26 protein-coding genes and 1 pseudogene are annotated in these 24,680 nt (G+C 42.6%); 18 read left to right on the top strand and 9 right to left on the bottom strand.

Annotated features, from left to right (window positions below; all coding sequences use genetic code 11):
• Positions 1-40: 40 nt before the first annotated feature.
• From Q4A91_RS05280 to Q4A91_RS05210, 15 genes and pseudogenes are all read left to right on the top strand, one after another.
• Entirely contained in the window at positions 41-475 is a 435-nt protein-coding gene (locus Q4A91_RS05280) for a MarR family winged helix-turn-helix transcriptional regulator (protein WP_303209560.1), read from the top strand.
• Positions 475-1,449 (top strand): beta-ketoacyl-ACP synthase III, encoded by a 975-nt coding sequence (locus Q4A91_RS05275; RefSeq protein ID WP_303209559.1) that lies wholly within the window; start codon positions 475-477, stop codon positions 1,447-1,449. The genes Q4A91_RS05280 and Q4A91_RS05275 overlap by 1 nt, the downstream gene beginning before the upstream one ends.
• A 57-nt stretch (positions 1,450-1,506) precedes the next feature.
• Positions 1,507-1,731 carry an acyl carrier protein gene (locus Q4A91_RS05270; RefSeq protein ID WP_000257840.1) on the top strand — a complete coding sequence of 75 codons (225 nt, stop codon included), beginning with the start codon at positions 1,507-1,509 and terminating at the stop codon, positions 1,729-1,731.
• Positions 1,732-1,848: 117 nt separating this feature from the next.
• Positions 1,849-2,823 (top strand): enoyl-[acyl-carrier-protein] reductase FabK, encoded by a 975-nt coding sequence (gene fabK, locus Q4A91_RS05265; protein WP_303209558.1) that lies wholly within the window; start codon positions 1,849-1,851, stop codon positions 2,821-2,823.
• Positions 2,816-3,736, top strand: a complete 921-nt coding sequence (gene fabD / locus Q4A91_RS05260; RefSeq protein ID WP_303209557.1) for an ACP S-malonyltransferase — start codon at positions 2,816-2,818, stop codon at positions 3,734-3,736. Before fabK ends, fabD begins: the two co-directional genes overlap by 8 nt.
• 45 nt (positions 3,737-3,781) lie before the next feature.
• Entirely contained in the window at positions 3,782-4,513 is a 732-nt protein-coding gene (gene fabG / locus Q4A91_RS05255; RefSeq protein WP_303209556.1) for a 3-oxoacyl-[acyl-carrier-protein] reductase, read from the top strand.
• 28 nt (positions 4,514-4,541) lie between these two features.
• Complete coding sequence (fabF, locus tag Q4A91_RS05250; protein ID WP_000774050.1) at positions 4,542-5,777, top strand: beta-ketoacyl-ACP synthase II; 1,236 nt, start codon at positions 4,542-4,544, stop codon at positions 5,775-5,777.
• 2 nt (positions 5,778-5,779) lie between these two features.
• Positions 5,780-6,268 carry an acetyl-CoA carboxylase biotin carboxyl carrier protein gene (accB, locus tag Q4A91_RS05245; RefSeq protein ID WP_303209555.1) on the top strand — a complete coding sequence of 163 codons (489 nt, stop codon included), beginning with the start codon at positions 5,780-5,782 and terminating at the stop codon, positions 6,266-6,268.
• On the top strand, positions 6,265-6,687 hold the full coding sequence (gene fabZ, locus Q4A91_RS05240) for a 3-hydroxyacyl-ACP dehydratase FabZ (RefSeq protein WP_303209554.1): 423 nt from the start codon (positions 6,265-6,267) through the stop codon (positions 6,685-6,687). The genes accB and fabZ overlap by 4 nt, the downstream gene beginning before the upstream one ends.
• Before the next feature lie 11 nt (positions 6,688-6,698).
• Positions 6,699-8,066 (top strand): acetyl-CoA carboxylase biotin carboxylase subunit, encoded by a 1,368-nt coding sequence (accC, locus tag Q4A91_RS05235; protein WP_303209553.1) that lies wholly within the window; start codon positions 6,699-6,701, stop codon positions 8,064-8,066.
• 35 nt (positions 8,067-8,101) lie between these two features.
• Positions 8,102-8,968, top strand: coding sequence for an acetyl-CoA carboxylase, carboxyltransferase subunit beta (accD, locus tag Q4A91_RS05230; protein WP_001173374.1), 867 nt, complete (start codon positions 8,102-8,104; stop codon positions 8,966-8,968).
• Positions 8,965-9,732, top strand: coding sequence for an acetyl-CoA carboxylase carboxyl transferase subunit alpha (locus Q4A91_RS05225; protein WP_303209552.1), 768 nt, complete (start codon positions 8,965-8,967; stop codon positions 9,730-9,732). The genes accD and Q4A91_RS05225 overlap by 4 nt, the downstream gene beginning before the upstream one ends.
• A gap of 147 nt (positions 9,733-9,879) precedes the next feature.
• Positions 9,880-10,581, top strand: coding sequence for a CPBP family intramembrane glutamic endopeptidase (locus tag Q4A91_RS05220; protein WP_303209551.1), 702 nt, complete (start codon positions 9,880-9,882; stop codon positions 10,579-10,581).
• Positions 10,582-10,799: 218 nt separating this feature from the next.
• Positions 10,800-10,982 (top strand): hypothetical protein, encoded by a 183-nt coding sequence (locus Q4A91_RS05215; protein ID WP_084878854.1) that lies wholly within the window; start codon positions 10,800-10,802, stop codon positions 10,980-10,982.
• A gap of 18 nt (positions 10,983-11,000) precedes the next feature.
• Positions 11,001-11,598: pseudogene (locus Q4A91_RS05210) on the top strand (lysostaphin resistance A-like protein).
• A 49-nt stretch (positions 11,599-11,647) separates the two neighbouring features.
• Here the strand turns inward: Q4A91_RS05210 and nusB are convergent.
• From nusB to gatC, 9 genes are all read right to left on the bottom strand, one after another.
• Positions 11,648-12,070 carry a transcription antitermination factor NusB gene (gene nusB / locus Q4A91_RS05205; protein WP_303209550.1) on the bottom strand — a complete coding sequence of 141 codons (423 nt, stop codon included), beginning with the start codon at positions 12,068-12,070 and terminating at the stop codon, positions 11,648-11,650.
• On the bottom strand, positions 12,063-12,452 hold the full coding sequence (locus Q4A91_RS05200; RefSeq protein ID WP_000510584.1) for an Asp23/Gls24 family envelope stress response protein: 390 nt from the start codon (positions 12,450-12,452) through the stop codon (positions 12,063-12,065). The genes nusB and Q4A91_RS05200 overlap by 8 nt, the downstream gene beginning before the upstream one ends.
• A 21-nt stretch (positions 12,453-12,473) precedes the next feature.
• On the bottom strand, positions 12,474-13,034 hold the full coding sequence (gene efp / locus Q4A91_RS05195; RefSeq protein ID WP_000568640.1) for an elongation factor P: 561 nt from the start codon (positions 13,032-13,034) through the stop codon (positions 12,474-12,476).
• 80 nt (positions 13,035-13,114) lie between these two features.
• On the bottom strand, positions 13,115-14,242 hold the full coding sequence (locus Q4A91_RS05190) for an SPFH domain-containing protein (RefSeq protein WP_303209262.1): 1,128 nt from the start codon (positions 14,240-14,242) through the stop codon (positions 13,115-13,117).
• 8 nt (positions 14,243-14,250) lie between these two features.
• Positions 14,251-15,207 (bottom strand): zinc-ribbon domain-containing transport protein, encoded by a 957-nt coding sequence (locus tag Q4A91_RS05185; protein ID WP_303209261.1) that lies wholly within the window; start codon positions 15,205-15,207, stop codon positions 14,251-14,253.
• 99 nt (positions 15,208-15,306) lie between these two features.
• Positions 15,307-15,702 carry a hypothetical protein gene (locus Q4A91_RS05180; protein WP_303209260.1) on the bottom strand — a complete coding sequence of 132 codons (396 nt, stop codon included), beginning with the start codon at positions 15,700-15,702 and terminating at the stop codon, positions 15,307-15,309.
• A gap of 57 nt (positions 15,703-15,759) precedes the next feature.
• A complete protein-coding gene (gatB, locus tag Q4A91_RS05175; RefSeq protein ID WP_303209259.1) occupies positions 15,760-17,205 on the bottom strand; it encodes an Asp-tRNA(Asn)/Glu-tRNA(Gln) amidotransferase subunit GatB in 1,446 nt (481 codons plus the stop codon).
• Complete coding sequence (gene gatA, locus Q4A91_RS05170; RefSeq protein ID WP_303209258.1) at positions 17,205-18,671, bottom strand: Asp-tRNA(Asn)/Glu-tRNA(Gln) amidotransferase subunit GatA; 1,467 nt, start codon at positions 18,669-18,671, stop codon at positions 17,205-17,207. The genes gatB and gatA overlap by 1 nt, the downstream gene beginning before the upstream one ends.
• Positions 18,671-18,973: an Asp-tRNA(Asn)/Glu-tRNA(Gln) amidotransferase subunit GatC gene (gene gatC / locus Q4A91_RS05165; protein ID WP_303209257.1), complete on the bottom strand. Its 303-nt coding sequence runs from the start codon at positions 18,971-18,973 to the stop codon at positions 18,671-18,673. The genes gatA and gatC overlap by 1 nt, the downstream gene beginning before the upstream one ends.
• Before the next feature lie 165 nt (positions 18,974-19,138).
• On the opposite strand from gatC, the gene Q4A91_RS05160 reads away from it, so the two are divergent.
• The 3 genes from Q4A91_RS05160 to Q4A91_RS05150 form a co-directional block, all read left to right on the top strand.
• On the top strand, positions 19,139-19,831 hold the full coding sequence (locus Q4A91_RS05160; protein WP_303209256.1) for a TIGR02206 family membrane protein: 693 nt from the start codon (positions 19,139-19,141) through the stop codon (positions 19,829-19,831).
• Between the two features lie 143 nt (positions 19,832-19,974).
• Entirely contained in the window at positions 19,975-21,519 is a 1,545-nt protein-coding gene (locus tag Q4A91_RS05155; RefSeq protein WP_303209255.1) for a peptide chain release factor 3, read from the top strand.
• Positions 21,520-22,235: 716 nt separating this feature from the next.
• Positions 22,236-24,680, top strand: a 2,445-nt coding sequence (locus Q4A91_RS05150; RefSeq protein WP_303209254.1) for an accessory Sec-dependent serine-rich glycoprotein adhesin, incomplete at its 3' end; no start/stop codon positions are given.

Raw genomic sequence — 24,680 nt, 5'->3', positions numbered from 1 at the left:
GTTTTGATTCTAAAAGCTTTTTGAGGGGGAGGGAAACGATTTGGACTACCAACAAGTAAATGATTATCTAATATCTATTTTTAATAACGTCCTTGTGATTGAGGAGGTTAGCTTACGAGGTAGTCGATTCAAAGACATCTCCATCAAAGAAATGCACACGATCGATGTGATTGGGAAGTTCCCGGAGGCAACGCCAAGTAAGGTTTCAAAAGAACTGATGGTAACTCTTGGAACAGTGACGACGAGTTTGAATAACCTGGAGAGAAAAGGTTATATTGAGCGTATTCGTTCTGACCAAGACCGTCGAGTGGTCTATCTGCATTTGACAAAGAAAGGTCGTTTGGTTCACCGCCTTCATAAACGGTTCCACAAGGCTATGGTCGAAAAAATCATCGATGGCATGAGCCCTGAGGAAAAAGAAGTCATGGGCAGAGGCTTAACGAACCTTTATCAATTTTTGGAGGATTTGAAATAATGGCTTTTGCAAAAATAAGCCAGGTTGCTCATTATGTTCCAGAGCAAGTGGTCACTAATCATGACTTAGCCCAAATCATGGACACAAGCGATGAGTGGATTTCAAGTCGGACAGGAATTAAACAGAGACATATCTCAAAAACAGAGTCTACAAGTGACTTGGCGACAGAAGTTGCTAAGAGCTTGCTGGCTAAAGGGAGCTTAACAGCGGATCAGATTGATTTTATCATTGTAGCGACGATTACCCCAGACTCGATGATGCCTTCCACAGCAGCTCGAGTTCAGGCAAATATTGGAGCTCATAGAGCTTTCGCCTTTGATCTAACAGCAGCTTGCAGTGGCTTTGTATTCGCTCTTTCAACTGCAGAAAAATTTTTAAGTTCTGGACAGTTCAAAAAAGGGATTGTCATCGGGGCTGAGACCTTATCTAAGGCAGTTGATTGGTCAGATCGTTCGACAGCTGTTCTCTTTGGGGATGGTGCTGGAGGGGTTCTCTTGGAAGCGAGCGAAACGTGTCACTTCCTTGTGGAAAGTCTCTATACAGATGGCTCTCGGAGCGAGTGTTTGACCTATGGTCAAACGGCTTTGGCTTCTCTTTTCTCGGATCAAGAAGCAGTTCCTACTTTTTTGAAGATGGATGGACGAGCAGTTTTTGATTTTGCAAATCGTGATGTTGCTAGATCGATCAAAGAAACCATTGAAAATGGTCCAATCGCAGCATCAGAATTGGATTATCTCTTGCTTCATCAGGCAAATATCCGCATTTTGGATAAGATGGCTAAGAAAATCGGCGTAGACCGAGACAAACTTCCTGCCAATATGATGGAGTATGGAAATACCAGTGCAGCAAGTATCCCGATTTTGCTCTCAGAGTGTGTGGAGAATGGCATGATTCGTTTAGATGGTAGCCAGACGATTCTCCTATCAGGCTTCGGTGGAGGTTTGACATGGGGCACACTCATTCTTACAATCTAGGTAATCATGTGGTAAACACATAGTTATAAATTTTTTATATTTTAAAGGAGTCCTATCATGGCAGTATTTGAAAAAGTACAAGAAATTATCGTTGAAGAACTTGGGAAAGACGCATCAGAAGTAACACTTGAATCTACTTTTGATGATTTGGATGCAGATTCATTGGACTTGTTCCAAGTAATCTCTGAAATCGAAGATGCTTTCGATATCCAAATCGAAGCAGAAGATAACTTGAAAACAGTTGGTGACTTGGTTGCCTACGTTGAAGAGCAAACAAAATAATTAACATATTACTAGAAGGAGTAGGGGAAACCCACTCCCTCTTGTTTAGGTAATAGTTTGAAACTCAAATGATAAACTCATCGAACTATTACGTAAGCAAGGAATGATGGAGGCACTATGAAAACACGTATTACAGAATTATTGAACATTGATTATCCTATCTTTCAAGGAGGAATGGCCTGGGTTGCTGATGGTGACTTGGCTGGTGCAGTATCAAAAGCTGGTGGTCTAGGGATCATCGGTGGTGGGAATGCACCTAAAGAGGTCGTAAAGGCTAATATCGATAAAATCAAATCACTTACGGACAAACCTTTTGGTGTCAACATCATGCTCTTGTCACCTTTTGTAGAAGACATCGTTGATCTCGTGATTGAAGAAGGGGTTAAGGTGGTTACAACTGGTGCCGGAAATCCAAGTAAATACATGACTCGTTTCCATGATGCAGGAATTACAGTTATTCCTGTTGTTCCAAGTGTTGCTTTGGCAAAACGCATGGAAAAAATTGGTGCAGATGCAGTTATTGCAGAAGGAATGGAAGCCGGTGGGCATATTGGTAAATTAACAACGATGACCTTGGTTCGCCAAGTTGCTGCAACTGTTTCAATCCCGGTTATCGCAGCTGGAGGAATTGCGGACGGTGAAGGTGTCGCTGCAGGCTTTATGCTTGGTGCTGAGGCCGTTCAAGTTGGTACGCGTTTCGTAGTAGCTAAGGAATCTAATGCCCATCCAAAATATAAAGAAAAAATCTTAAAAGCGCGTGATATCGATACGACAATTTCCGCTCAACACTTTGGACATGCTGTTCGTGCTATTAAAAACCAGTTGACACGTGACTTTGAGCAGGCTGAAAAAGATGCCTTTAAACAAGAAAATCCAGATTTAGAAATCTTTGAACAAATGGGAGCTGGTGCTCTTGCTAAAGCCGTTGTTCATGGAGATGTAGAAGGTGGATCTGTCATGGCAGGTCAGATCGCTGGTTTGGTTTCTAAAGAGGAAACTGTCGAAGAAATCCTAAAAGATCTATACTATGGCGCAGCCAAAAAAATTCAAGAAGAAGCCTCTCGTTGGGCAGGAGTTGTAAAAAATGACTAAAATAGCCTTTCTATTTGCAGGTCAAGGTGCTCAGTATCTAGGAATGGGGCGTGATCTCTATGATCGCTCCCCTATCGTCAAGGAAACAATTGACCAAGCCAGTCAGGTTTTGGATTATGACCTTCGTGACTTGATCGATAAGGAAGAAACCAAGTTAAACCAGACTCGCTATACGCAACCAGCTATTTTAGCGACTTCGGTTGCTATTTACCGACTATTGAAAGAAAAGGGCTACCAGCCGGATATGGTAGCAGGATTGTCTCTCGGGGAGTACTCTGCTCTTGTGGCAAGTGGTGCTTTGGACTTTGAGGATGCTGTTGCCTTGGTTGCTAAGCGTGGTGCTTATATGGAAGAGGCTGCACCTGCAGGTTCTGGAAAGATGGTTGCCGTCCTAAACACTCCAGTTGAAGTGATTGAGGAAGCTTGTGAAACAGCCTCTAAAGTTGGAGTAGTGACTCCAGCTAACTACAACACCCCAAGCCAAATCGTCATCGGTGGTGAGGTGGCTGCGGTTGACCGCGCAGTTGAACTCTTGCAGGAAGCAGGAGCAAAACGATTGATTCCTTTAAATGTATCGGGTCCTTTCCATACAGCCCTTCTTGAGCCAGCCAGTCAGCAACTAGCTGGAGCTCTTGAGGAAGTGAGTTTCGCTGATTTTACTTGCCCACTAGTCGGCAATACGGAAGCTGCTGTTATGGAAAAAGATCGAATCAAAGAGCTTTTAACGCGTCAGGTCAAAGAACCTGTTCGTTTTTATGAAAGTATTGCTGTGATGCAGGATGCTGGGGTAACCAACTTTATTGAAATTGGTCCTGGTAAGATCCTATCAGGTTTTGTCAAAAAAATCGATAAAACAGCTCAGCTAGCTAACGTTGAAGACCAAGCAAGCTTGGATGCTTTGTTAGGAAACTAATGATCCCTTCTCCCACAAAATACAACAGGAAACAGGAGAAATAGAATGCAACTTACAAACAAAAATGTCTTTGTAACAGGTTCAAGTCGTGGTATCGGACTTGCCATTGCTCACAAATTTGCCCAACTAGGCGCTAATGTAGTCTTGAATAGTCGAGGAGCAATCTCAGAAGAATTGCTGGATGAGTTTTCAAACTACGGCGTCAAAGTAGTACCGATCTCAGGTGATGTTTCAGACTTTGCAGATGCCAAGCGTATGATAGATCAAGCGATTGCAGAACTCGGTTCTGTCGATGTCTTGGTCAACAATGCTGGGATCACTCAAGATACGCTTATGCTCAAGATGACCGAAGAAGACTTTGAAAAAGTGATTAAGATCAACTTGACAGGTGCCTTCAACATGACGCAAGCAGTATTGAAACAGATGATCAAGGCACGTGAAGGTGCGATTATCAACATGTCTAGTGTGGTCGGTTTGATGGGAAATATCGGACAAGCCAACTATGCAGCTTCTAAAGCAGGTTTGATTGGTTTTACCAAGTCAGTTGCACGTGAAGTTGCCAATCGTAATGTACGCGTAAATGCCCTTGCACCAGGAATGATCGAGTCAGATATGACTGCTGTTTTGTCTGATAAGGTTAAGGAAGCGACATTGGCCCAAATCCCAATGAAACATTTTGGTCAAGCAGAACATATCGCAGATGCTACAGTGTTCCTGGCTGGACAGGATTATTTGACAGGACAAGTTCTCGCTGTTGATGGCGGACTTAGCATGTAAAAAATAAGGAAAGATATAGGTAAGACAGATGAAACTAAATCGAGTTGTAGTAACAGGTTACGGATTGACCTCTCCTATCGGAAATACTCCAGAAGAATTTTGGAACAGTTTGCAAACTGGGAAGATTGGAATTGGAGAAATCACTAAATTTGACCACAGCGAATTTGCTGTGCACAATGCGGCAGAAGTTCAAGATTTCCCATTTGATAAATACTTTGTCAAAAAAGATACCAACCGTTTTGACAACTATTCTTTGTATGCCTTGTATGCAGCTCAAGAAGCGGTGACAAATGCAAATCTTGATGTAGAAGCAATCGATAAAGATCGCTTTGGTGTCATCGTGGCTTCTGGTATTGGGGGAATTAAAGAAATCGAAGATCAGGTTATCCGTCTTCATGAAAAAGGTCCAAAACGCGTTAAACCAATGACACTTCCAAAAGCCTTGCCAAATATGGCTTCAGGAAATGTTGCCATGCGTTTCGGAGCAAACGGTATCTGTAAATCAATCAATACTGCCTGTGCCTCATCAAATGATGCCATTGGGGATGCCTTCCGCTCTATCAAGTTTGGTTTCCAAGATGTCATGTTAGTTGGTGGATCAGAATCATCTATCACTCCTTTTGCCATCGCTGGTTTCCAAGCGTTGACTGCCCTATCAACTACAGAGGATCCAACTCGTGCTTCTATTCCATTTGACAAAGACCGTAATGGTTTTGTGATGGGAGAAGGTTCAGGGATGTTGGTTCTTGAAAGCCTTGAACATGCTGAAAAACGTGGTGCAACTATCTTGGCTGAAGTAGTTGGTTATGGAAATACCTGTGATGCTTACCATATGACTTCACCTCATCCAGAAGGTCAAGGTGCGATTAAGGCGATTAAACTGGCTTTGGAAGAAGCAGAAATTTCTCCAGAGCAAGTAGCTTACGTCAACGCCCACGGAACTTCAACTCCTGCTAATGAAAAAGGAGAAAGTGGAGCGATCGTAGCTGTCCTTGGTAAAGAAGTACCTGTATCTTCAACCAAGTCCTTTACAGGACACTTGCTTGGTGCTGCAGGGGCAGTAGAAGCCATCGCTACCATCGAAGCTATGCGTCATAACTATGTACCAATGACGGCTGGAACAAGCGAGTTATCAGACTATATCGAAGCGAATGTCGTTTATGGACAAGGCTTGGAGCAAGAAATCCCTTATGCTATTTCAAACACTTTTGGTTTTGGTGGACACAATGCGGTTCTTGCTTTCAAACGTTGGGAGAATAAATAATTATGAATTTAAATGAGATCAAGGACTTGATGGCTCAATTTGACCAATCAAGTTTGAGAGAATTTTCTTATAAAAACGGAACGGACGAATTGCAGTTCAGTAAGAATGAAGTAAGAATGGCTTCTGAAGCACCAGCTCAAGTTGCTCCAGCGCCAACTGCAGTAGCTACAAGTCCAGTAGTTTCTACCCCTTCAACTCCAGTAGAGAGTGCAGTGGAAGAAGCTCCAGTACTAGCTGATACGACGGTTGCTCCAGAGGGTGATGTCGTTGAAAGTCCACTTGTAGGGGTGGCTTACTTGGCCGCTGGACCAGATAAACCTGCCTTTGTCACAGTCGGAGACAGTGTTAAAAAAGGTCAGACTTTGGTGATCATCGAAGCCATGAAAGTCATGAATGAAATTCCTGCACCTAAGGATGGTGTGGTGACAGAAATTCTCGTTTCAAATGAAGAAATGGTTGAGTTCGGTAAAGGATTGGTACGCATCAAATGATTGATATTCAAGGAATCAAAGAAGCTCTACCCCATCGCTACCCCATGCTCCTAGTGGACCGTGTCTTGGAAGTGAGCGAGGATACCATTGTTGCCATTAAAAATGTCACCATCAACGAACCTTTCTTCAATGGTCATTTTCCTCAATACCCAGTTATGCCAGGTGTTCTTATCATGGAAGCCTTGGCTCAGACTGCTGGTGTCTTGGCATTGTCCAAACCTGAAAATAAAGGGAAACTGGTCTTCTATGCTGGCATGGACAAGGTTAAGTTCAAGAAGCAAGTTGTACCAGGTGACCAATTAGTCATGACGGCTACCTTTGTGAAACGTCGTGGTACCATTGCCGTGGTTGAAGCAAAGGCTGAAGTAGATGGTAAACTTGCAGCGAGTGGTACTCTTACCTTTGCAATTGGGAACTAAGGAGGTTCTCCATGTTTCGTAAAATTTTGATTGCCAACCGTGGTGAGATTGCGGTTCGCATTATTCGGGCTGCGCGTGAATTGGGCATTGCAACTGTAGCAGTCTATTCAACTGCTGATAAGGAAGCTCTTCACACACTCCTAGCGGATGAAGCTATCTGTATCGGACCTGGTAAAGCGACAGAATCTTATCTCAATATCAATGCAATTTTGTCTGCTGCGGTCTTGACAGAAGCAGAAGCCATCCATCCAGGTTTTGGATTTCTTAGCGAAAACTCCAAGTTTGCCACTATGTGTGATGAAGTGGGAATTAAGTTCATCGGTCCTTCTGGTGCTGTGATGGACACCATGGGAGATAAGATCAATGCACGTGAGCAAATGATCAAGGCTGGGGTTCCAGTTATCCCAGGATCTAATGGTGAAGTTCACACGGCTGAAGAAGCCCTTGCAGTTGCAGAAAAAATTGGCTATCCAGTCATGCTTAAGGCATCAGCAGGTGGTGGTGGAAAAGGGATTCGTAAGGTTGAAAAGGCAGAAGACTTGGTCGCAGCCTTTGAAACAGCATCCAGTGAAGCCAAGGCCAATTTTGGAAATGGCGCTATGTATCTTGAGCGTGTGATTTATCCAGCTCGTCATATCGAAGTTCAGATTCTTGCGGATCAAGAGGGTCATGTTGTCCATCTTGGTGAACGGGATTGTTCACTTCAACGGAATAACCAAAAGGTCTTAGAAGAAAGCCCATCCATTGCAATTGGAAAAACCCTTCGTCATGAAATTGGTGCTGCAGCCGTTCGTGCAGCAGAGTCTGTAGGCTATGAAAATGCAGGGACGATTGAATTTCTTCTCGATGAAGCGAGTGGCAATTTCTACTTCATGGAAATGAATACTCGTGTGCAAGTGGAACACCCAGTCACAGAGTTTGTTTCAGGTGTTGATATCGTGAAAGAGCAGATTCGCATTGCGGCCGGTCAACCTTTACCTTTCAAACAAGAAGATATTATCCTACGAGGTCATGCTATCGAGTGCCGGATCAATGCGGAAAATCCAGCATTTAACTTTGCTCCAAGTCCAGGGGAAATTACCAATCTTTATCTACCAAGTGGTGGAGTTGGCTTGCGCGTGGACTCAGCAGTTTATCCAGGTTATACCATTCCCCCTTACTATGATAGTATGATTGCCAAAATCATTGTCCATGGGGAGAATCGTTTTGATGCTCTTATGAAGATGCAACGGGCACTTTATGAACTTGATATTGAAGGAGTGCAAACCAATGCAGACTTCCAGTTGGATCTGATTTCAGACCGCCGAGTTATCGCTGGTGACTACGATACTTCCTTCTTGATGGAAACTTTCTTGCCAAAATACCAAGAAAAAGAATAGACTTTCAAACAGTATGAGAACTAAAAGGGGGAGTTATGGCTCTATTTAGTAAAAAGGATAAGTATATTCGGATCAATCCTAACCGTTCCGTAAGGCAGAAACCACAAGCCAAGCCTGAGGTTCCGGATGAACTCTTCTCCCAGTGTCCTGGTTGTAAACACACCATTTATCAAAAGGATCTTGGGAGCGAACGAATTTGTCCCCATTGTAGCTATACTTTCCGTATTTCAGCTCAGGAACGCTTGGATTTGACAATTGATTCTGACAGTTTTGTGGAGATGTTTACAGGTATTGAAACTCAAGATCCATTAAACTTTCCTGGCTACCAGAAAAAATTGGCTACTATGCGTGAAAAGACAGGTTTGGATGAAGCCGTACTAACTGGTACAGCTAGCATCAAGGGACAAAAAGTTGCCCTTGGGATCATGGATTCTAACTTTATCATGGCTTCTATGGGAACCGTTGTGGGTGAAAAAATCACGCGCTTGTTTGAGTATGCAACAGTAGAAAACTTGCCAGTCGTTCTCTTCACAGCTTCTGGTGGAGCCCGTATGCAAGAAGGAATCATGAGCCTGATGCAGATGGCTAAAATTTCTGCGGCAGTTCAACGTCATTCCAAGGCAGGACTTTTTTACTTAACTATTTTAACCGATCCGACAACAGGTGGGGTGACCGCTTCTTTTGCTATGGAAGGTGATATTATCCTAGCGGAGCCACAGAGTTTGGTTGGTTTTGCTGGACGTCGTGTTATCGAAAATACAGTTCGTGAGACCTTGCCGGATGACTTCCAAAAGGCAGAATTTCTGCTTGAACATGGATTTGTTGATGCAATTGTCAAACGGAGAGAATTGCCTGAAACAATTGCTAAATTAGTAAGATTGCATGGAGGAAGTCGCGGATGAATATTGCAAAAATAGTCAGAGAGGCACGCGAGCAGAGTCGTTTGACCGCACTTGATTTTGCCAATGGAATCTTTGACGAGTTTATTGAATTGCATGGAGATCGCTCTTTCCGTGATGATGGTGCGGTTATCGGTGGAATTGGTTGGTTAGGTGCCCAAGCAGTAACTGTCGTTGGTATCCAAAAGGGGAAGAGTCTTCATGACAACCTCAAACGGAATTTCGGCCAACCTCATCCAGAAGGCTATCGTAAGGCCTTGCGCCTGATGAAACAGGCAGAAAAGTTTGGCCGTCCAGTTGTGACTTTTATCAATACGGCGGGTGCTTACCCAGGTGTTGGAGCCGAGGAACGTGGACAAGGTGAAGCAATCGCCCGAAACCTGATGGAAATGAGTGACCTCAAGGTTCCAATCATCGCGATTATTATCGGTGAAGGTGGATCTGGTGGGGCCCTAGCTCTAGCCGTAGCTAACTGTGTCTGGATGTTAGAAAACTCAATCTACGCCGTACTTAGCCCTGAAGGATTTGCCTCTATCCTTTGGAAGGATGGAAGTCGTGCTATGGAAGCGGCGGAGTTGATGAAAATCACTTCACATGAACTCCTAGAAATGGGAATCGTAGACAAGGTAATCTCAGAAGCAGGGCTGTCAAGTAAAGAACTGCTAGGTTGCGTTAAAAGTGAATTGCGTGCAGAACTAGATAGATTGCAAGAACTGCCACTCGACCAACTTATCGAAGAACGTTACCAACGCTTTAGAAAATACTAGGAAAACTTAAAAGCTAGAACAATTTGTTCTAGCTATTTTGATAATAGAGCATGGATAAACATGAATACTCTAGATAAATAAGAAAAACAATCAATGGTCTATCCTCTATATTGCCCTAATAGAGAGTTTACCATTAGGAGAGAAAGAATGAAAAAGACAATACATTTAGGAATCTGTATGATTTTAATGTTCCTGTACATTTATTTAACGCCATTAGGAGCTATAACTCTAGCTAGGACCTTTGGTTTAGGAATGGACAGCTATATAATCTTTCTAGTTGGAGAAGTGTTGCTTATTTTCTTTTTATTCGTTTTGTGGTTGAAAAAGAAGAAGATGCTCTTTATCTTCGAGAAAAAGGGTTGGCGCTGGTCTTATCTCGCTTTCTTAGTGGCTTGCTTTCTTATCTATTCTTTTTTAAATGGATTTAGAATGCAAAATATCCGATTGATTGACCATAGCTTTATTTTCCAAGACCTTCTTTCAGAACTTTACTTAAACGGGAGAGAAACGACTCTATCAAGTCTTATATTTTTAATCTTTAACATTTCGATTGTACCTGTTGTTGAGGAGACAATCTATAGGGGTTATTTTATGAATACCTTCTTTCCGAAGTCGGAATTTTATTTGGATGTGATCTTGTCTTCTTTCGTATTTGGGCTCAGTCACTTAGTTCTATCCCATCGTGACCCCATCAGTCTCATCATTTATAGTATTCTTGGTCTTCTATTTGCAGTCACTTACCGAGTTACGGGTAGTCTTCGATTTACCATTGTTTGTCATAGTTTCTATAATGTTATTCCCTATGCTCCGTCGCTCTTATTTTATATCTATTATTTGATTTTTAGATAGTAGGAAGTAAAGAAAAAGTGTTTGATAATTGTCAAACACTTTTTTTAATTTAATGGGAAGATGGAGAAATCTCTTTTATCAATTTCTTATTTCTCGATGAGTAAAGCTACCGTTTAGGATAAAAAATTGACAGTTTAAGAGATAGGCTATAAAATAGACAAAAAGATGTGTACTGTAGATGTAAGATTACAAAAATTTATTTTAAGGAGGTACTTGCAATGACAGGTACAGAAACATTTACAGCTCTTTCAACTGAGGACTTAGAACAAGCCTCAGGTGGTGGCATGATTTGGTTGGTTGATGATATAAATTGGAGTTGGCCTTATGCTTATAGCATTGCAACTGACTCGAGTACAATATTGACTCATGCGACTAGACGTGGTTCTGGTATTGGCTATTGATAAATTAAAGGGGTAAGTATGAAAAAACTAGGGCATTTAGGAGTCTTTATCTTACTGGTATTTCTCTCGGTTTATCTACCAGAGTTAGGGATTGTGCATCTAACTAAGTTTTTGGAATGGGGGATAGATGGCTATTCTGTCATTTCACTTGTTTGGGAACTAGTTCTTGTAGTCTTATTTGTCTTTTGGTTAAAAAAGAAAGAGATGCTCTATATATTTAAAAAAAGCTCAAAGAAGTCAAGATTCTTTTACCTTGTATTTGGTCTAGTGGCTACTTATTTTGTTCGTCAATTGGTGGCTGCTTTTCAGATACAGTATCACTATTTGGTTGATAACAAGTATATCTTTCAAGACCTTCTTTCCCCAGTCCAAGTATTATCTGGAGGTTATCTTATCAGCTCTTATCTTTGGTCTCAGTCACTTGGTATTATCCCATCGCGATCCTATCAGTTTGATTATTTATAGTTTTGTTGGTCTTTTCTTTGCTATAGTATATCGGTGGACAAAGAACCTAAAAATCACCATCTTGTGCCATAGTTTTTTCAACTTTCTCATTTATGCAAAACCCATCTGGATTTTTGTTTATAATTATATCTATTATCATTTTTTTAGATAGTAGGAGGGAAAGAAAAAAGTGTTTGATAATTGTCAAACACTTTTTTTGTTTACTGTTCTTCTGTTACAAACTGGCTGAGCAGTCCGTTGATAAAACGGGCAGATTTTTGATCTGAGAAGTCCTTTGCAAGCTCGATAGCTTCATTAACAGCAACCAACTGTGGAGTGTCAAATGAAGTGATTTCAAAGACTCCCAAGCGAAGGAGGTTTCTCTCCACGAGTGTTAAACGCTCGATGGTCCAACCTGCTTTTAAATGCTGTGTGATTTGCTTGTCTAGTTCTTCCTTTTTAGCCTGAACACCAGAAACTAGCTCTGTCAAAAAGGCTGGAAGTTGCACATCCGTATCTTCAAGATCATGAGTATAGGCGAAACGACAAGCAGTTTCGACGCCCGTACCGAATTCAAGGCTCATGAGAGCTTGAAAAGCGCATTTACGGAGTTGGCGTCTAGATTCTAATAGTGGACTAGTCATTGAGGAAGTCCTCGTCAAATAGATCTTTCAATTCTGGTTTTGGTGTTTTATCTGGAACGATACCTGCAACGTGAATATTGATAGCAGCGAGTTCTACATCAGCCATATTACGAACGGCATCTTTAACAGCTTTCTGGATAGCAACAGCTACCTTAGGAACTTTTACTCCGTACTCAAGGTAGAGATAGATATCTGCTGTGAGTTCTTCGTCCACGTTTTTAAGATAAACACCACGGCCGAGAGAAAGTTTTGAAAGGGTGTCAGATACTGATTTGTTTGAAAAAGAGTGAACACCCTCTACTTTTGCAGTAGCAATAGCAATGATTTTTTCAAGTACACGTGGGGCGATAACGATTTCGCCAAGTTGTTCTTCAATTCCCATAGAATGACCTCTTTCTAGAGATTAGGCACGAGAAACGTAAGTTCCTTCTGCAGTGTTGATAACGAGTTTTTGTCCTGCTTCGATGAAGTCTGGAACGTTTACGACAAGTCCAGTTTCCATCGTTGCTGGTTTACCAGAACCTGTAACAGTAGCACCTTTGATAGATGGTTGAGTTTCTGCAACTGTCAATTCAACAGTAGTAGGAACGGTAACACCAATCACTTCAGTTCCGTAGAATTGGATCTTCACATCTGAGTTTTCAAGAATGTAAAGCAATTCGTTTTCAACGTTGACTACAGGGATTTCGTATTGGTCGTAAGTTTCTGTGTTCATGAAGTAGGCTGTGTCATCCATTTTGTACAGGTATTGAGCTGGGACAGTCTCGATGATAGCTTGTTCAAATTTTTCCTCTGGACGGTAGCTTGTGTCAAATGTAGAACCAGTACGGACATCACGCAATTTCATACGCATGATTGTATTTCCTTTACCTGGTTTGTGGTGGCTAGCTTCCAAAACGCGGATCAATTTTCCGTCAGCTGTTTCAAAGGTCATACCAGCCTTTAATTTACTTGCTTCAATCATGTTTTTACCTCTTTAATAAATAATTTACTCTTTATTGTACCATAAAAGACAACATTACTCAAATGTCAGAAGGAGCTTAATTAGTTGACTGGTACGATATTTCCATCTTCATCTTTAGTAACGAGGACGTATTTTCCATCGACTTCGATGTAAAAATTCTTGCTGGCAGTTTGTCCAGTGTTTTGAGCAGGTGCTTGATTTTGAACTTGTTGGCTTAGTTGACCACCGAGAGTTTGGCCAAGATTCATGCCCATAAACATGTTCATCCCATTGCCATTCCCTTCGTTTGCAGCTGCAGCAATAAGCGCTTCGTTACGAGCACGGCGTTCTTCGATTTCAATCGTGTTGTACTTCATTGCCACGAGCTCACTATCAAGCTTGCGAACGATATCAAGACTTTCTTGGTCGTAGCTGAGGTCTTCAAGCAAGATGTTAGTTGCTTCAATACCGTAGAGGCCTGTCCAAACCTTGTTGACCTCTTGTTTAGCGAGTTCGTTAAAGGTGTCTTGGTTGGCATTGAGGCTATAGATATCTACCTTGTTTTCGTTGGTATATTTGGCAATGGCAATCGCGATTTTCGGTGCGATATTTTGACGGAGCGTTCCTTGAGCTACATCTTGGAGAGTAAATGGCTGTCCGTCAGTAATTTGACGGCTAACAGAACTCATGTAGAAGAGGACTGGGTCTGCTATTTTTACATCAAACAAGCCATAAAAACGGATGTTGAGCAGTTGTTGGTAACGTTCGCTGAAATATTCGACCGCATTTTGTGTGCCGAACTTATTACCTGCAATAGGTTGCATGCGGATAAAGATAATTTCCTGTTGGGTGATGACTTGTCCACCAAAAGAGAAACGGTTTTTAAAGTTTTCCCAAGTGCCTTTCAAACCACCTTTTTCAAGGAGCCAGGCGTTATCACCAGCTTGCCATTCGTGGCTACCAGCTTCGAGGACCTCACCAAGGAAGGTACCATTGTTTACCAAAACTGCGGTATAGCCTAGAGGAACGATAACCACACTGCCGTCCGACAAGAGGCCTGTGTTTTGATTGCTGTGACGAGAACGTCCATCTGGGTCTTTTGTGAGTAATTGCCCCTTGACGGCCAGGGCGTCGCCAGAGACATTATCTGGAAGGACAATGGCTTCCTTGAATTTACTATCATTAAAACTATTTAAGCCTGCTGATAAGGCTGCACGTATAAATCCCATAATTCCTCCTAATTATAAAGCTCGTCTTCATCCACAACATCATAGGTATCGAGTACCCATTGGTTTGGACTGCGAGAGAGATTGGCACCACAGTAGTCGCACTCGCTAACTGCAGAGATTTTCAATGGGGCGCCACAGTTTGGACAGTGGTCGCTCACAACTTCATCTGGATTGATTGCTTGCGTTTGGCTACCGTGCTGACGGATAAAGTTCAATTGATACACGGTGAAGAGATCTTTTTTAGGGTCTCCTTCAAGGACACGGCGAGTCTCATCGTCAATGACATAGTCCCGCAAGGTAGATGACAGGATCACCACTAAGGTATCGTTTCTGTCAGGATTTTCAATGAATTCCTTGATGCGAACATTTTCGATACAAACTTTCTCTAAAACATTGGTTGTTTTAGCTCGAATATGGTCCTCAAGTTGGGTACTGTGTTGAGAGTAGAGGCTGGTACTTTCCAAAGCGCGGACAGAGTTCCAATTTTTTTCAGTCCAGGCAACCTGCAATTTAAGGTAGACTTCCTTAACCCAAGATGTGAAGGCTTCCGCGTCAAAGTTTGGATCCCCGTATTTCACACGACTAATGGCCAGTGTGTTGTGTTCAACTTGACGATGGAGCGTTTGAGAATCATTACTAGTGTAGGTTGAACTCGAATCTCCAGACTTATTCTGCAAGGATTTGACGATAACAACTAGTATGATTCCTCCGACTAATATGAACATAAATCCTAAATAGGGAGAGCTAGCAGAACTGTCAGAGGATGATCCATATCCAGAGCGGTAGTAGTGGTAGGATGAGCCACCAGAACGACTTCTACCTCCACTTGAGCGGCTGCTACTTCTGGAGCTACTGTGGCTGCTCCCTCCACTTCTGGAATGTCCGACACCTGCATCAACGATTTGAGGCACGGATAGAAAAATAAGTAATAAACAGGTCATTACAAGAGCATAAAACTTTTTCATGTGTCTCCTAACTATATGATTGAAAAGGTAGAATTCTGAATTCGAATGATTATTAAACTATTTAATAACCTTTAAAAATAATCTAATATATACTAGGCGTTATTTACTAGCATTTAGCTTCTTTATGGAATGGCGCTCAATGAGCCATCCCACAATCCATCCTATTACTAGCAAGTAATTTTCAAAAGCACCGATAGCATTTACAGGAGAGTGATACTCCATATAATTGAGTAAGTGATTTGTTCCTATTCCAATTCCGCCAATAATGAGAGCAAGAAGTGCGATTCGTAGGTAGAACCAATCGTATTTAATATTGACAGCGAGAATAATAATCAATACAGCTAAATTCCATATTCCAATCTCTCGTTGCCAACCAGCAGATATTCCGTACCCGGAGTGGCTTCCCATGTACGATGGAAAGAAAATTTGTAGTATAGAAGCGCCTAACATAGCGATGATGACTATGACAAATAGCAATCGTAAAAATTTGTTCATTTATTCTCCTTGTCTCATTCTCGTCTTAAAAGTAGAAAAAAGTGTATAAAGAGTAAATTACTCACTTTCTTTCAACTTCGCCAATTCCTGTGCAAGGAGTTTAAGGGCAACTTGTGGGTTGGCTTGGCCTTTGGTTGCCTTCATAAGGAAACCTGTGAAGGCCTTGTCTGCGTTACGTTTGCCTGACTTAAGGTCGGCAACGGCAGCTTCGTTATCCGCAAAGACTTGGTGGATGATTGGAATCAGAACATCTGGATCAGAGATTTGCACCAAGCCTGCTTTTTCCACGTATTCACGCGCGCCACCGCCATTTTTAGCCAGGTGGACAAAGACTTTCTTGGCAATCTTAGAAGAGATCGTGCCGTCTTCGATGATGGCAATCATTTCTACCAAGTTTTCTGGTGTTAATTCGATTTGTTCCAGTGTTTTGCCTTCAGCATTCAAGAACTGAGCAACTTCACCTTGGAGCCAGTTAGAGACTTGTTTGGCATCGCCACCGAGGGCAACAGCTTTTTCAAAGAAGTCAGAAGTGACTTTGTTTGCCGTCAACTGGCTAGCATCGTAGTCTGACAAGCCAAGGTCAGATACGTAGCGCGCACGGCGTTCTTTTGGAAACTCTGGCAATTCTGTTCGCATTTCCTCAATCCACTCATCTGAGATTTCAAAGAGTGGTAGGTCTGGTTCTGGGAAGTAGCGGTAATCTGCAGCGCCTTCTTTGACACGCATGAGGATGGTTGCCTTGTTAGCTTCATCGTAACGGCGTGTTTCTTGGCGAATTTGACCACTTGAACGAAGGATTTCAGCTTGGCGTTGGACTTCGTATTCGAGACCTTTGCGAACATTTGAGAAGGAGTTGAGGTTTTTCAACTCAGTCTTGGTACCGAATTTCTCTTGACCATACGGGCGAAGGGAGATGTTGGCATCCACACGCATAGAGCCTTCTTCCATCTTAACGTCAGAAATACCAGCGTACTGGATGACTTCCTTGAGGGCAGTCAGATAAGAATAGACCTCTTCTGGGGAACGCATGTCGGCTTCAGATACAATCTCAATCAATGGCACCCCTTGGCGGTTGAGGTCAACATAAGAGTAGCCATCTGTACCGTGGGTATTTTTACCAGCGTCTTCTTCTAGGTGGGCGCGTTCGATACCGATTTTCTTGGTCGTACCGTCTTCTAGTTCTACTTCAATCCAACCATTGTAGCCGATTGGCTCATCAAACTGAGAAATTTGGTAGGCTTTTGGATTATCAGGATAGAAGTAGTTCTTGCGGTCGAAGTGCATCTTTTTGTGGATGTCCATGTTAAGAGCAAGAGCTGCCTTGATACCAGCATCGACAATACCTTTATTGAGAACTGGCAGAACTCCTGGGAAGGACCAGTCAATCACGTTAGTGTTGGCATTTTGTTCATTTCCAAAGTGGGCAGAAGTAGGTGAGAAGATTTTTGAATTGGTGTTGAGCTCTACGTGGACTTCAAGTCCAATGACTGTTTCAAAGTTCATTAGTTATCACCTCCAAAAATCACAGGTTGTTGTTTGTGGTAGTCTGTTGTTGCTTCAAAAGCAGCAGCAGCTTGGTAAATGGTTTCCTCAGAGTACTTAGGACCGATCAATTGGAGACCGACTGGTAGACCTTGAGCAAATCCAGCAGGAATCGAAATTCCTGGAAGACCAGCTAAGTTGACTGGGATGGTCAAAAGGTCAGCCAAGTACATGGCAACGGGATCGTGGTTGAGTGAATCCAAGTCATAGGCAACGCTTGGTGCAGTTGGTCCCAAAATCAAGTCGTAATCCGCAAAGACTTTTTCGAAATCTTGGATGATGAGGGTACGGACCTGACCAGCTTTCTTATAGTAGGCATCATAGTAACCTGATGAAAGGCTGAAAGTACCTAGCATGATACGGCGTTTTACCTCTTCACCGAAACCTTGGCTACGGCTGTTTACATAGATTTCATCAAGATTCGTCGCATCATCTGCGCGGTAGCCGTAACGGATACCGTCAAAGCGTTGCAAGTTTGATGAGGCTTCTGATGAAGCGATGATGTAGTAAACGGCAACACCGTATTTAGAGTGAGGAAGGCTGACTTCTTCGACGATGGCACCAAGTTTTTCAAAGTGTTTAGCGGCATTCAGAATGGTTTCCTTAACCTCTGGGTCAATCCCTTCACCAAGGTATTCCTTAGGCAAAGCAATTTTCATTCCCTTGATGTCTTGGCCGATTTTTGAAGTAAAGTCAGCGATGCGGACAGGAGCAGAGGTAGAGTCTTTGGCATCTTCGCTGGCAATCGCATTGAGCAAGAGGGCATTTTCTTTAACAGTTGGAGCAAAAGGCCCGATTTGGTCTAGAGAGCTACCAAAGGCAATGAGGCCGAAACGTGAAACTGTTCCGTAGGTTGGTTTGAGACCAACGATCCCGTTGAAGGCAGCAGGTTGGCGGATAGAACCCCCCGTATCAGAACCAAGTGACAAGCGGACTTGCCCAGAAGCTACAGCTGCGGCAGAACCGCTTGATGAACCACCAGGAACCTTGCTGTGGTCCCAAGCATTTTTAGTGGCACCATAGTAGGAAGTCTCACCTGATCCACCCATGGCAAACTCGTCCATGTTTGTTTTCCCAACAACAATCATACCCTTAGCTTTGGCATTGGCAACGGCTGTCGCATCAAAGATAGGCTCGTAGTTGTAGAGCATTTTTGAGGCAGCAGTTGTAAGGATACCGTCGGTAGAGATATTATCCTTAACAGCCAGTGGAATTCCTGAAAGAACATTGTCAGCGTCAATTCCAGCTTCGTCAATGGCTTTAGCTTGAGCAAGGGCTTGCTCTTCAGCGATTGTGACAAAAGCATTGATTGCTGTCTCGCGAGACTTGATATCTTCAAGCGTGGCTTGGGTCAATTCAGTTGCTGAAATCTCCTTAGAGACAAGGAGGTTGTGCAAGTCTTCAATCGTTTTGTTATTAAAAGTCATTAGGCATCTCCTCCATCATCTAGGATAGCTGGTACCTTGATATAGTAGTTTTCTTTTTCAGGTACGTTTTTAAACAAGAGGTCACGGTCTGTTCCTTCTTCGGCCACATCAGGGCGGAGTACGGTCTTGCGGTCAGCCATGGTTGTAGTAGGTGCGACACCAGTTGTGTCGACCTCGCCCAGCAATTCAACCATGTCTACAATCTTAGACAAGGTTGTCGCAAAGGCAGCAGTTTCTTCTTCAGAGAATCTTAATTTTGAAAGATTGGCAACGTGTGTTACCTCTTCTTGCGTAATTTTCATCTTGCATCCTTTCGTGAAATGATGATTTTTAGTCTGTTCTATTTTACCATATTTTCCTATAAATAAGGGAGCCAAACTGAAAAGAAATAGAAATTGAAAAATCGCTTTTAATTCGCTATAATGGTTAAACTAGAGAATAGAAAAAATAAGAGTTAGGATAGAAATATGTTCCATCAATTTATCACCAGATCTCAGACGGTTCCTCCTCCCATTTCCCTCTTTTGGTATGGGATTATGATGCTTACTTTAGTGCTTTGTATTTATGGAGCACTTGCTTATCACAATAATCCGAAATTTGTCCGCTTGTTTAAGGGGATTCAGATCCTCCAGTTACTAGCCCTATATAGTTGGTATGTTGGTTTTGGGATTCCATTTTCTAATAGCCTTCCGTTTTACCATTGCCGTTTGGCTATGTTTGCGGTGGTTTTCTTGCCAGATAAATGGCGGAGCAAGCAATATTTTGCCCTCTTAGGAGCAAGTGGAGCGGTCTTTGCCTTGGTTTACCCCGTTTTTGACCCCTATGACTTTCCCCATATCACCAGTTTTTCATTTTTGATTGGGCACTATGCCCTTTTGGTGAATTCCTTGATCTACTTGATGAATCACTACGACAAGAGCTTACTTAAGAAGTATATGATCGTAGTCTATACTTTCGTTCTCAATCTCTTTCTAGTTGGTGTTAATCAGGTGACAGGTGGAAATTATGGTTTGTTAAGAGATACCCCGTTTATCTCGAATGTTCCTCTATGGCTAAAGTACCTTCTTGTGTCCGTCATCCTCTCACTGGCTCTGGTTCTTTTTGATATCTTGTTCAAGAAACGGTGGAAAAAGAGAACTCAGGCACAATCTGTGCTCTAGCTTGTCTTTTCATTGGATGAGCAATTGAAAAACTCCCCAAAATCCGCTATAATGGAGAGTTGAAAGGAATGGTAAAATCCAATGTAAACATCATTCTTAGCTACTGAAATAACTAAAAATAGAAAATCAAAGAAAGAGAACTTATGACTATTCAAGAAGAAATTAAGAAACGTCGTACTTTTGCTATCATCTCCCACCCGGACGCCGGGAAAACAACCATCACTGAGCAGTTGCTCTACTTTGGGGGTGAGATTCGTGAGGCTGGTACTGTAAAAGGGAAGAAAACAGGGACTTTTGCCAAGTCTGACTGGATGGATATTGAGAAACAACGTGGGATTTCGGTCACGTCATCTGTTATGCAATTTGACTATGATGGTAAGCGCGTGAACATCCTCGACACACCAGGGCACGAGGACTTCTCAGAAGATACTTATCGGACCTTGATGGCAGTGGATGCTGCGGTCATGGTCGTGGACTCTGCCAAGGGTATCGAGGCCCAAACCAAGAAATTGTTTGAAGTTGTGAAGCACCGTGGCATTCCAGTCTTTACCTTTATGAATAAGCTGGACCGTGACGGTCGTGAGCCACTGGACCTCTTGCAAGAACTAGAAGAAGTCCTAGGTATTGCGAGCTATCCTATGAACTGGCCAATCGGGATGGGGAAAGCCTTTGAAGGCTTGTATGACCTTTATAACCAACGCTTGGAGCTCTATAAAGGGGATGAGCGTTTTGCCAGTCTGGAAGAAGGGGATAAGCTCTTTGGAAGCAATCCTTTCTACGCTCAGGTTAAGGACGATATCGAACTGTTGCAAGAAGCAGGAAATGAATTTTCAGAAGAAGCTATTCTTGCAGGAGAACTGACTCCGGTCTTCTTTGGTTCAGCCCTCACTAACTTTGGGGTGCAGACCTTCCTTGAGACCTTCCTCAAGTTTGCTCCAGAACCACATGGTCACAAGAAAACAGATGGCGAAATTGTGGATCCTTATGACAAGGATTTCTCAGGATTTGTCTTTAAAATCCAAGCCAACATGGACCCTCGTCACCGTGACCGCATTGCCTTTGTCCGTATCGTATCAGGTGAGTTTGAGCGAGGGATGAGTGTCAATCTGCCTCGTACTGGGAAGGGTGCTAAACTATCCAATGTCACTCAGTTTATGGCTGAAAGTCGTGAGAATGTGACCAATGCCGTAGCAGGTGATATCATCGGGGTTTACGATACCGGTACTTATCAGGTTGGAGACACCTTGACGGTTGGAAAAAACAAGTTTGAATTTGAACCACTGCCAACCTTTGCTCCTGAAATTTTCATGAAAGTTTCCGCTAAGAATGTCATGAAACAAAAATCCTTCCACAAGGGGATTGAGCAATTGGTGCAAGAAGGAGCCATTCAGCTTTACAAGAATTACCAAACAGGCGAATACATGCTAGGGGCTGTTGGTCAACTTCAGTTTGAAGTCTTTAAGCACCGCATGGAAGGCGAATATAATGCGGAAGTAGTCATGAGCCCAATGGGTAAAAAGACCGTTCGTTGGATCAAGCCTGAGGACTTGGACGAGCGCATGTCCTCAAGCCGCAATATCTTGGCCAAGGACCGTTTTGACCAACCAGTCTTCCTCTTTGAAAATGACTTTGCCCTTCGCTGGTTTGCGGACAAGTATCCAGACGTAGAGTTGGAGGAGAAGATGTAACTCAGCACCAACAATTGGAACTAAAGCTCCTAATTGTTGGACGCTAGTCGCTATTTGGCGAACTAGCTAACTGCCTTACTAACTACGTTTGGCAAATAGAATCGATTTGCCAAACTCCGTGTCGTAGTGTAAAATCGGCTTACCTAAACGCTTCACTAGAAAAAATCCACGAATATTATCGATTCATGGATTTTTTCGTCGTAACCACGTTTTACAAATGAAATCGATTTGTAAAACTCAGTGTCGTAGATTACGGCTATTAATTAGTATGGCATTTTGCTTAAATGAGTTGTAAGAAAAGTCCACGAATGGTTTTGATTCGTGGATTTTTTCGTTGGAAAGGATAGAAAGTTACCTCGGCTACCGGCCTCATCAGTTCATTTGTGAAACTACCTTTAAATACTCTACTCCTAAAAGTCTGTGGATGCTATTGATTCATGGACTTTTTCTATATTTTGAATAAAAATCAACTCTCTGAGTAATTGCAATTATTTGCTCAAATTTTAAAGTATATAGAAATGGTTAAAAATAAGTAAAATATATTAACAGAATAATTAAATGAAAATTATATTGAAAAAGCAGAAATAAAGTTATTTTTGAAATCATTTTCTTTCTTTAGATGTGTTTTAGATATTGAATTGTCGCTATATTTGGTATATAATAAGAAGATAGTATTTTATAGGTGAATAGATCTTTTTCAAGTTGAGGGGATGAACATGTTTTTTAGACGCCAGAAGGGTGAATATAGAGAAACAGACCGTGTAACTCGGTTCAAATTAATCAAATCAGGGAAGCATTGGCTACGAGCCTCGACTTCCCTTTTTGGCTTATTTAAGGTGATGCGTGGAAGTGCGGATACGAGCCAAGTAAAGACAGAAATGGTTGAAAAGCAAGAAGGTCATAAGTTGACCGGCTTGGATGTCTTGAAAGGAATAGCAGCTACGGGTACGATCTTAGGTGGTTTTGCTGCGACGCAAACGCGTGTTTATGCCAATGATGCAGTCGCTGTTGAAAAGACTGTCGAATCAAAAGATACCCTGGCGACGAGGGATTCAGTAGTGCTGGGGACGACGCAGGATCATCAAGATGTTGCTAGCTTGCCTTTGTCTACCAGTCAAAGCCAGTCATTGTCAGAATTCAATTCGCAAAGCGCCAGTCAATCTGCCTCTACGAGTCAGTCTATCAGTGCCTCAACCTCTTCTAGCGTGAGCCGGTCGATGAGCCAATCTGCTTCTACGAGTCAATCTTTGGCAAACAGTCAAAGTGTAACTGCTAGTTCAAGTGAATCCCTTGGAACACAAAATCAAGCGAATAGTGGTCTGTCAGAGAGAGCTTCAGCTGGTGTTCAAAGTCAGTACCAAGCAAGTGAGTCAGCTCGGGAGACAGTGAAAGAATCACAACCTTCGAAAGAATTAGAAGCAGTTGATTTTTCTACAGAATCCTTACCTCAAAGTCAGTCTGGTCGTGTAAAGAATGAAGGTGTGATGGCTGAATCGAGTCTCACAATGACTTCCCTAGCCTTGACAGAAAAGCAAAGTGAAGAAAAACGGAAGAAATTAGAGGCCTTGTCTGCTGAGATTGGGCAATTTCTAGCTCAAGCACAGGGGCTTCCAAACTCGGATGAGGCAATCACGAAGGCTAGTCTAGCGAAGAATGAGATAGCAGAGGCTTTGAAAGGGGAGGCTTCTGACCTTGTCCCTATCCTACAAAAAGCTACAGAAGCTCGAAATAGCATTGTAAATGCTGTGTTACGTGCCAACTCTGGACTTCGTGACAGCAGAAATGGACAAGCTTTGACCAAATCTCCAAACACTGCTAGCTTCAGAGCTGCTAGGGATACAGAGAAGCCAGAACGAACACGAATTGTTACGAATGAAGGCGCTATAGTTGATGGTCAACTGATTAGAATTTATCGTGAAGAACGTTTCGAAGCGACTTTTGAGTTCACTGATAATAGCGGACGAATTGAGCATGCGAGAGTTGAGCAGTATAATACCGTTGCGACAGATCGTCAAGGGAAGACGGTTGATACTATATTTAGCAGCAACCCTAAAGATAATATTCACTCAATTATAACAACGGTCCCAACTGACAAATTTGCTCAAAAAGGTAATGCGACTTCTAATAATCCATTTAAGGTGACTGCTAGAGGGTCCATAAGTAAGACTATTAAACCAGGTGGCTACTGGACGCGTTATATCTACACATACGACCAAGCAAATAATTATAACGGGAATGATGTAGATATAAATAAAAAATCTGTAACAGAAAATCCTGCGGCTATTCAATTTGTAGCTGTTGAACAAACTGAAAAATATACAGCAACCGCTAAAGGTAATTCATCTCAAACGCTAACTTTGAATTCTGGGAAAACAACCATTTCTGTTGGTGAAGCCAGTCAGTACATCACGAATGCAGCAGGTACTCCAGAACTCCCGACTACAGGAATAACTCCAGGTACTCAGACAACCTATACTTGGAAATCTGGAACTATTACGAATTTGTCTGCTGGTCGGCATACTTTGACTGCAGTGGTAACTTATCCAGATGAAAGTATGGATGAAGTAGAGATTCCGATTGAGGTTCGCCCTCAGACACCTAGAATTGAGGAACGGTTCCTTAACGAAAAAGGTGGTCTCACAAATCAAGCGATTACGGTAGATGGAGTGACTCCAGGTGGGACTGTTACTCTTACAATTGCAGGGGGAACATTCACCAAACAAGCAACGGGGAGCTCGACTAGTGTAACCTTTACTGCAAATGAGTTGAAGAAAGTATATGATCGTAATGGAGGACGACTTCCTAGTGGACCGGTGACTGCAAGTACGACAGTGGATGGTTTGGTTTCAGATACATTTAATGGACAAATCACGCCAAATCAAGCGTCAATTTCAGTAAGTAATAGCCAGTCTGCATCAGCGAGCTCAAGCCAATCTGCATCTGCATCTGCAAGTGCTAGTCAGTCAGCGTCGGCAAGTTCGAGCCAATCTGTATCGGTGAGCTCAAGTCAATCCGCGTCTGTAAGCTCCAGCCAATCCGCTTCAGCGAGTGCGAGTCGATTAGCTTCAGTGAGCGCAAGTGAGTCCGCCTCAGCGATTTCGAGCCAATCAGTATCGGCGAGCTCAAGTCAATCCGCCTCAGCAAGTTCGAGCCAATCCACC

It is taken from the genome of Streptococcus sp. (assembly GCF_030528045.1).
GTDB lineage: Bacteria > Bacillota > Bacilli > Lactobacillales > Streptococcaceae > Streptococcus.
This window is presented reverse-complemented; position numbering and strand designations above follow the sequence as displayed.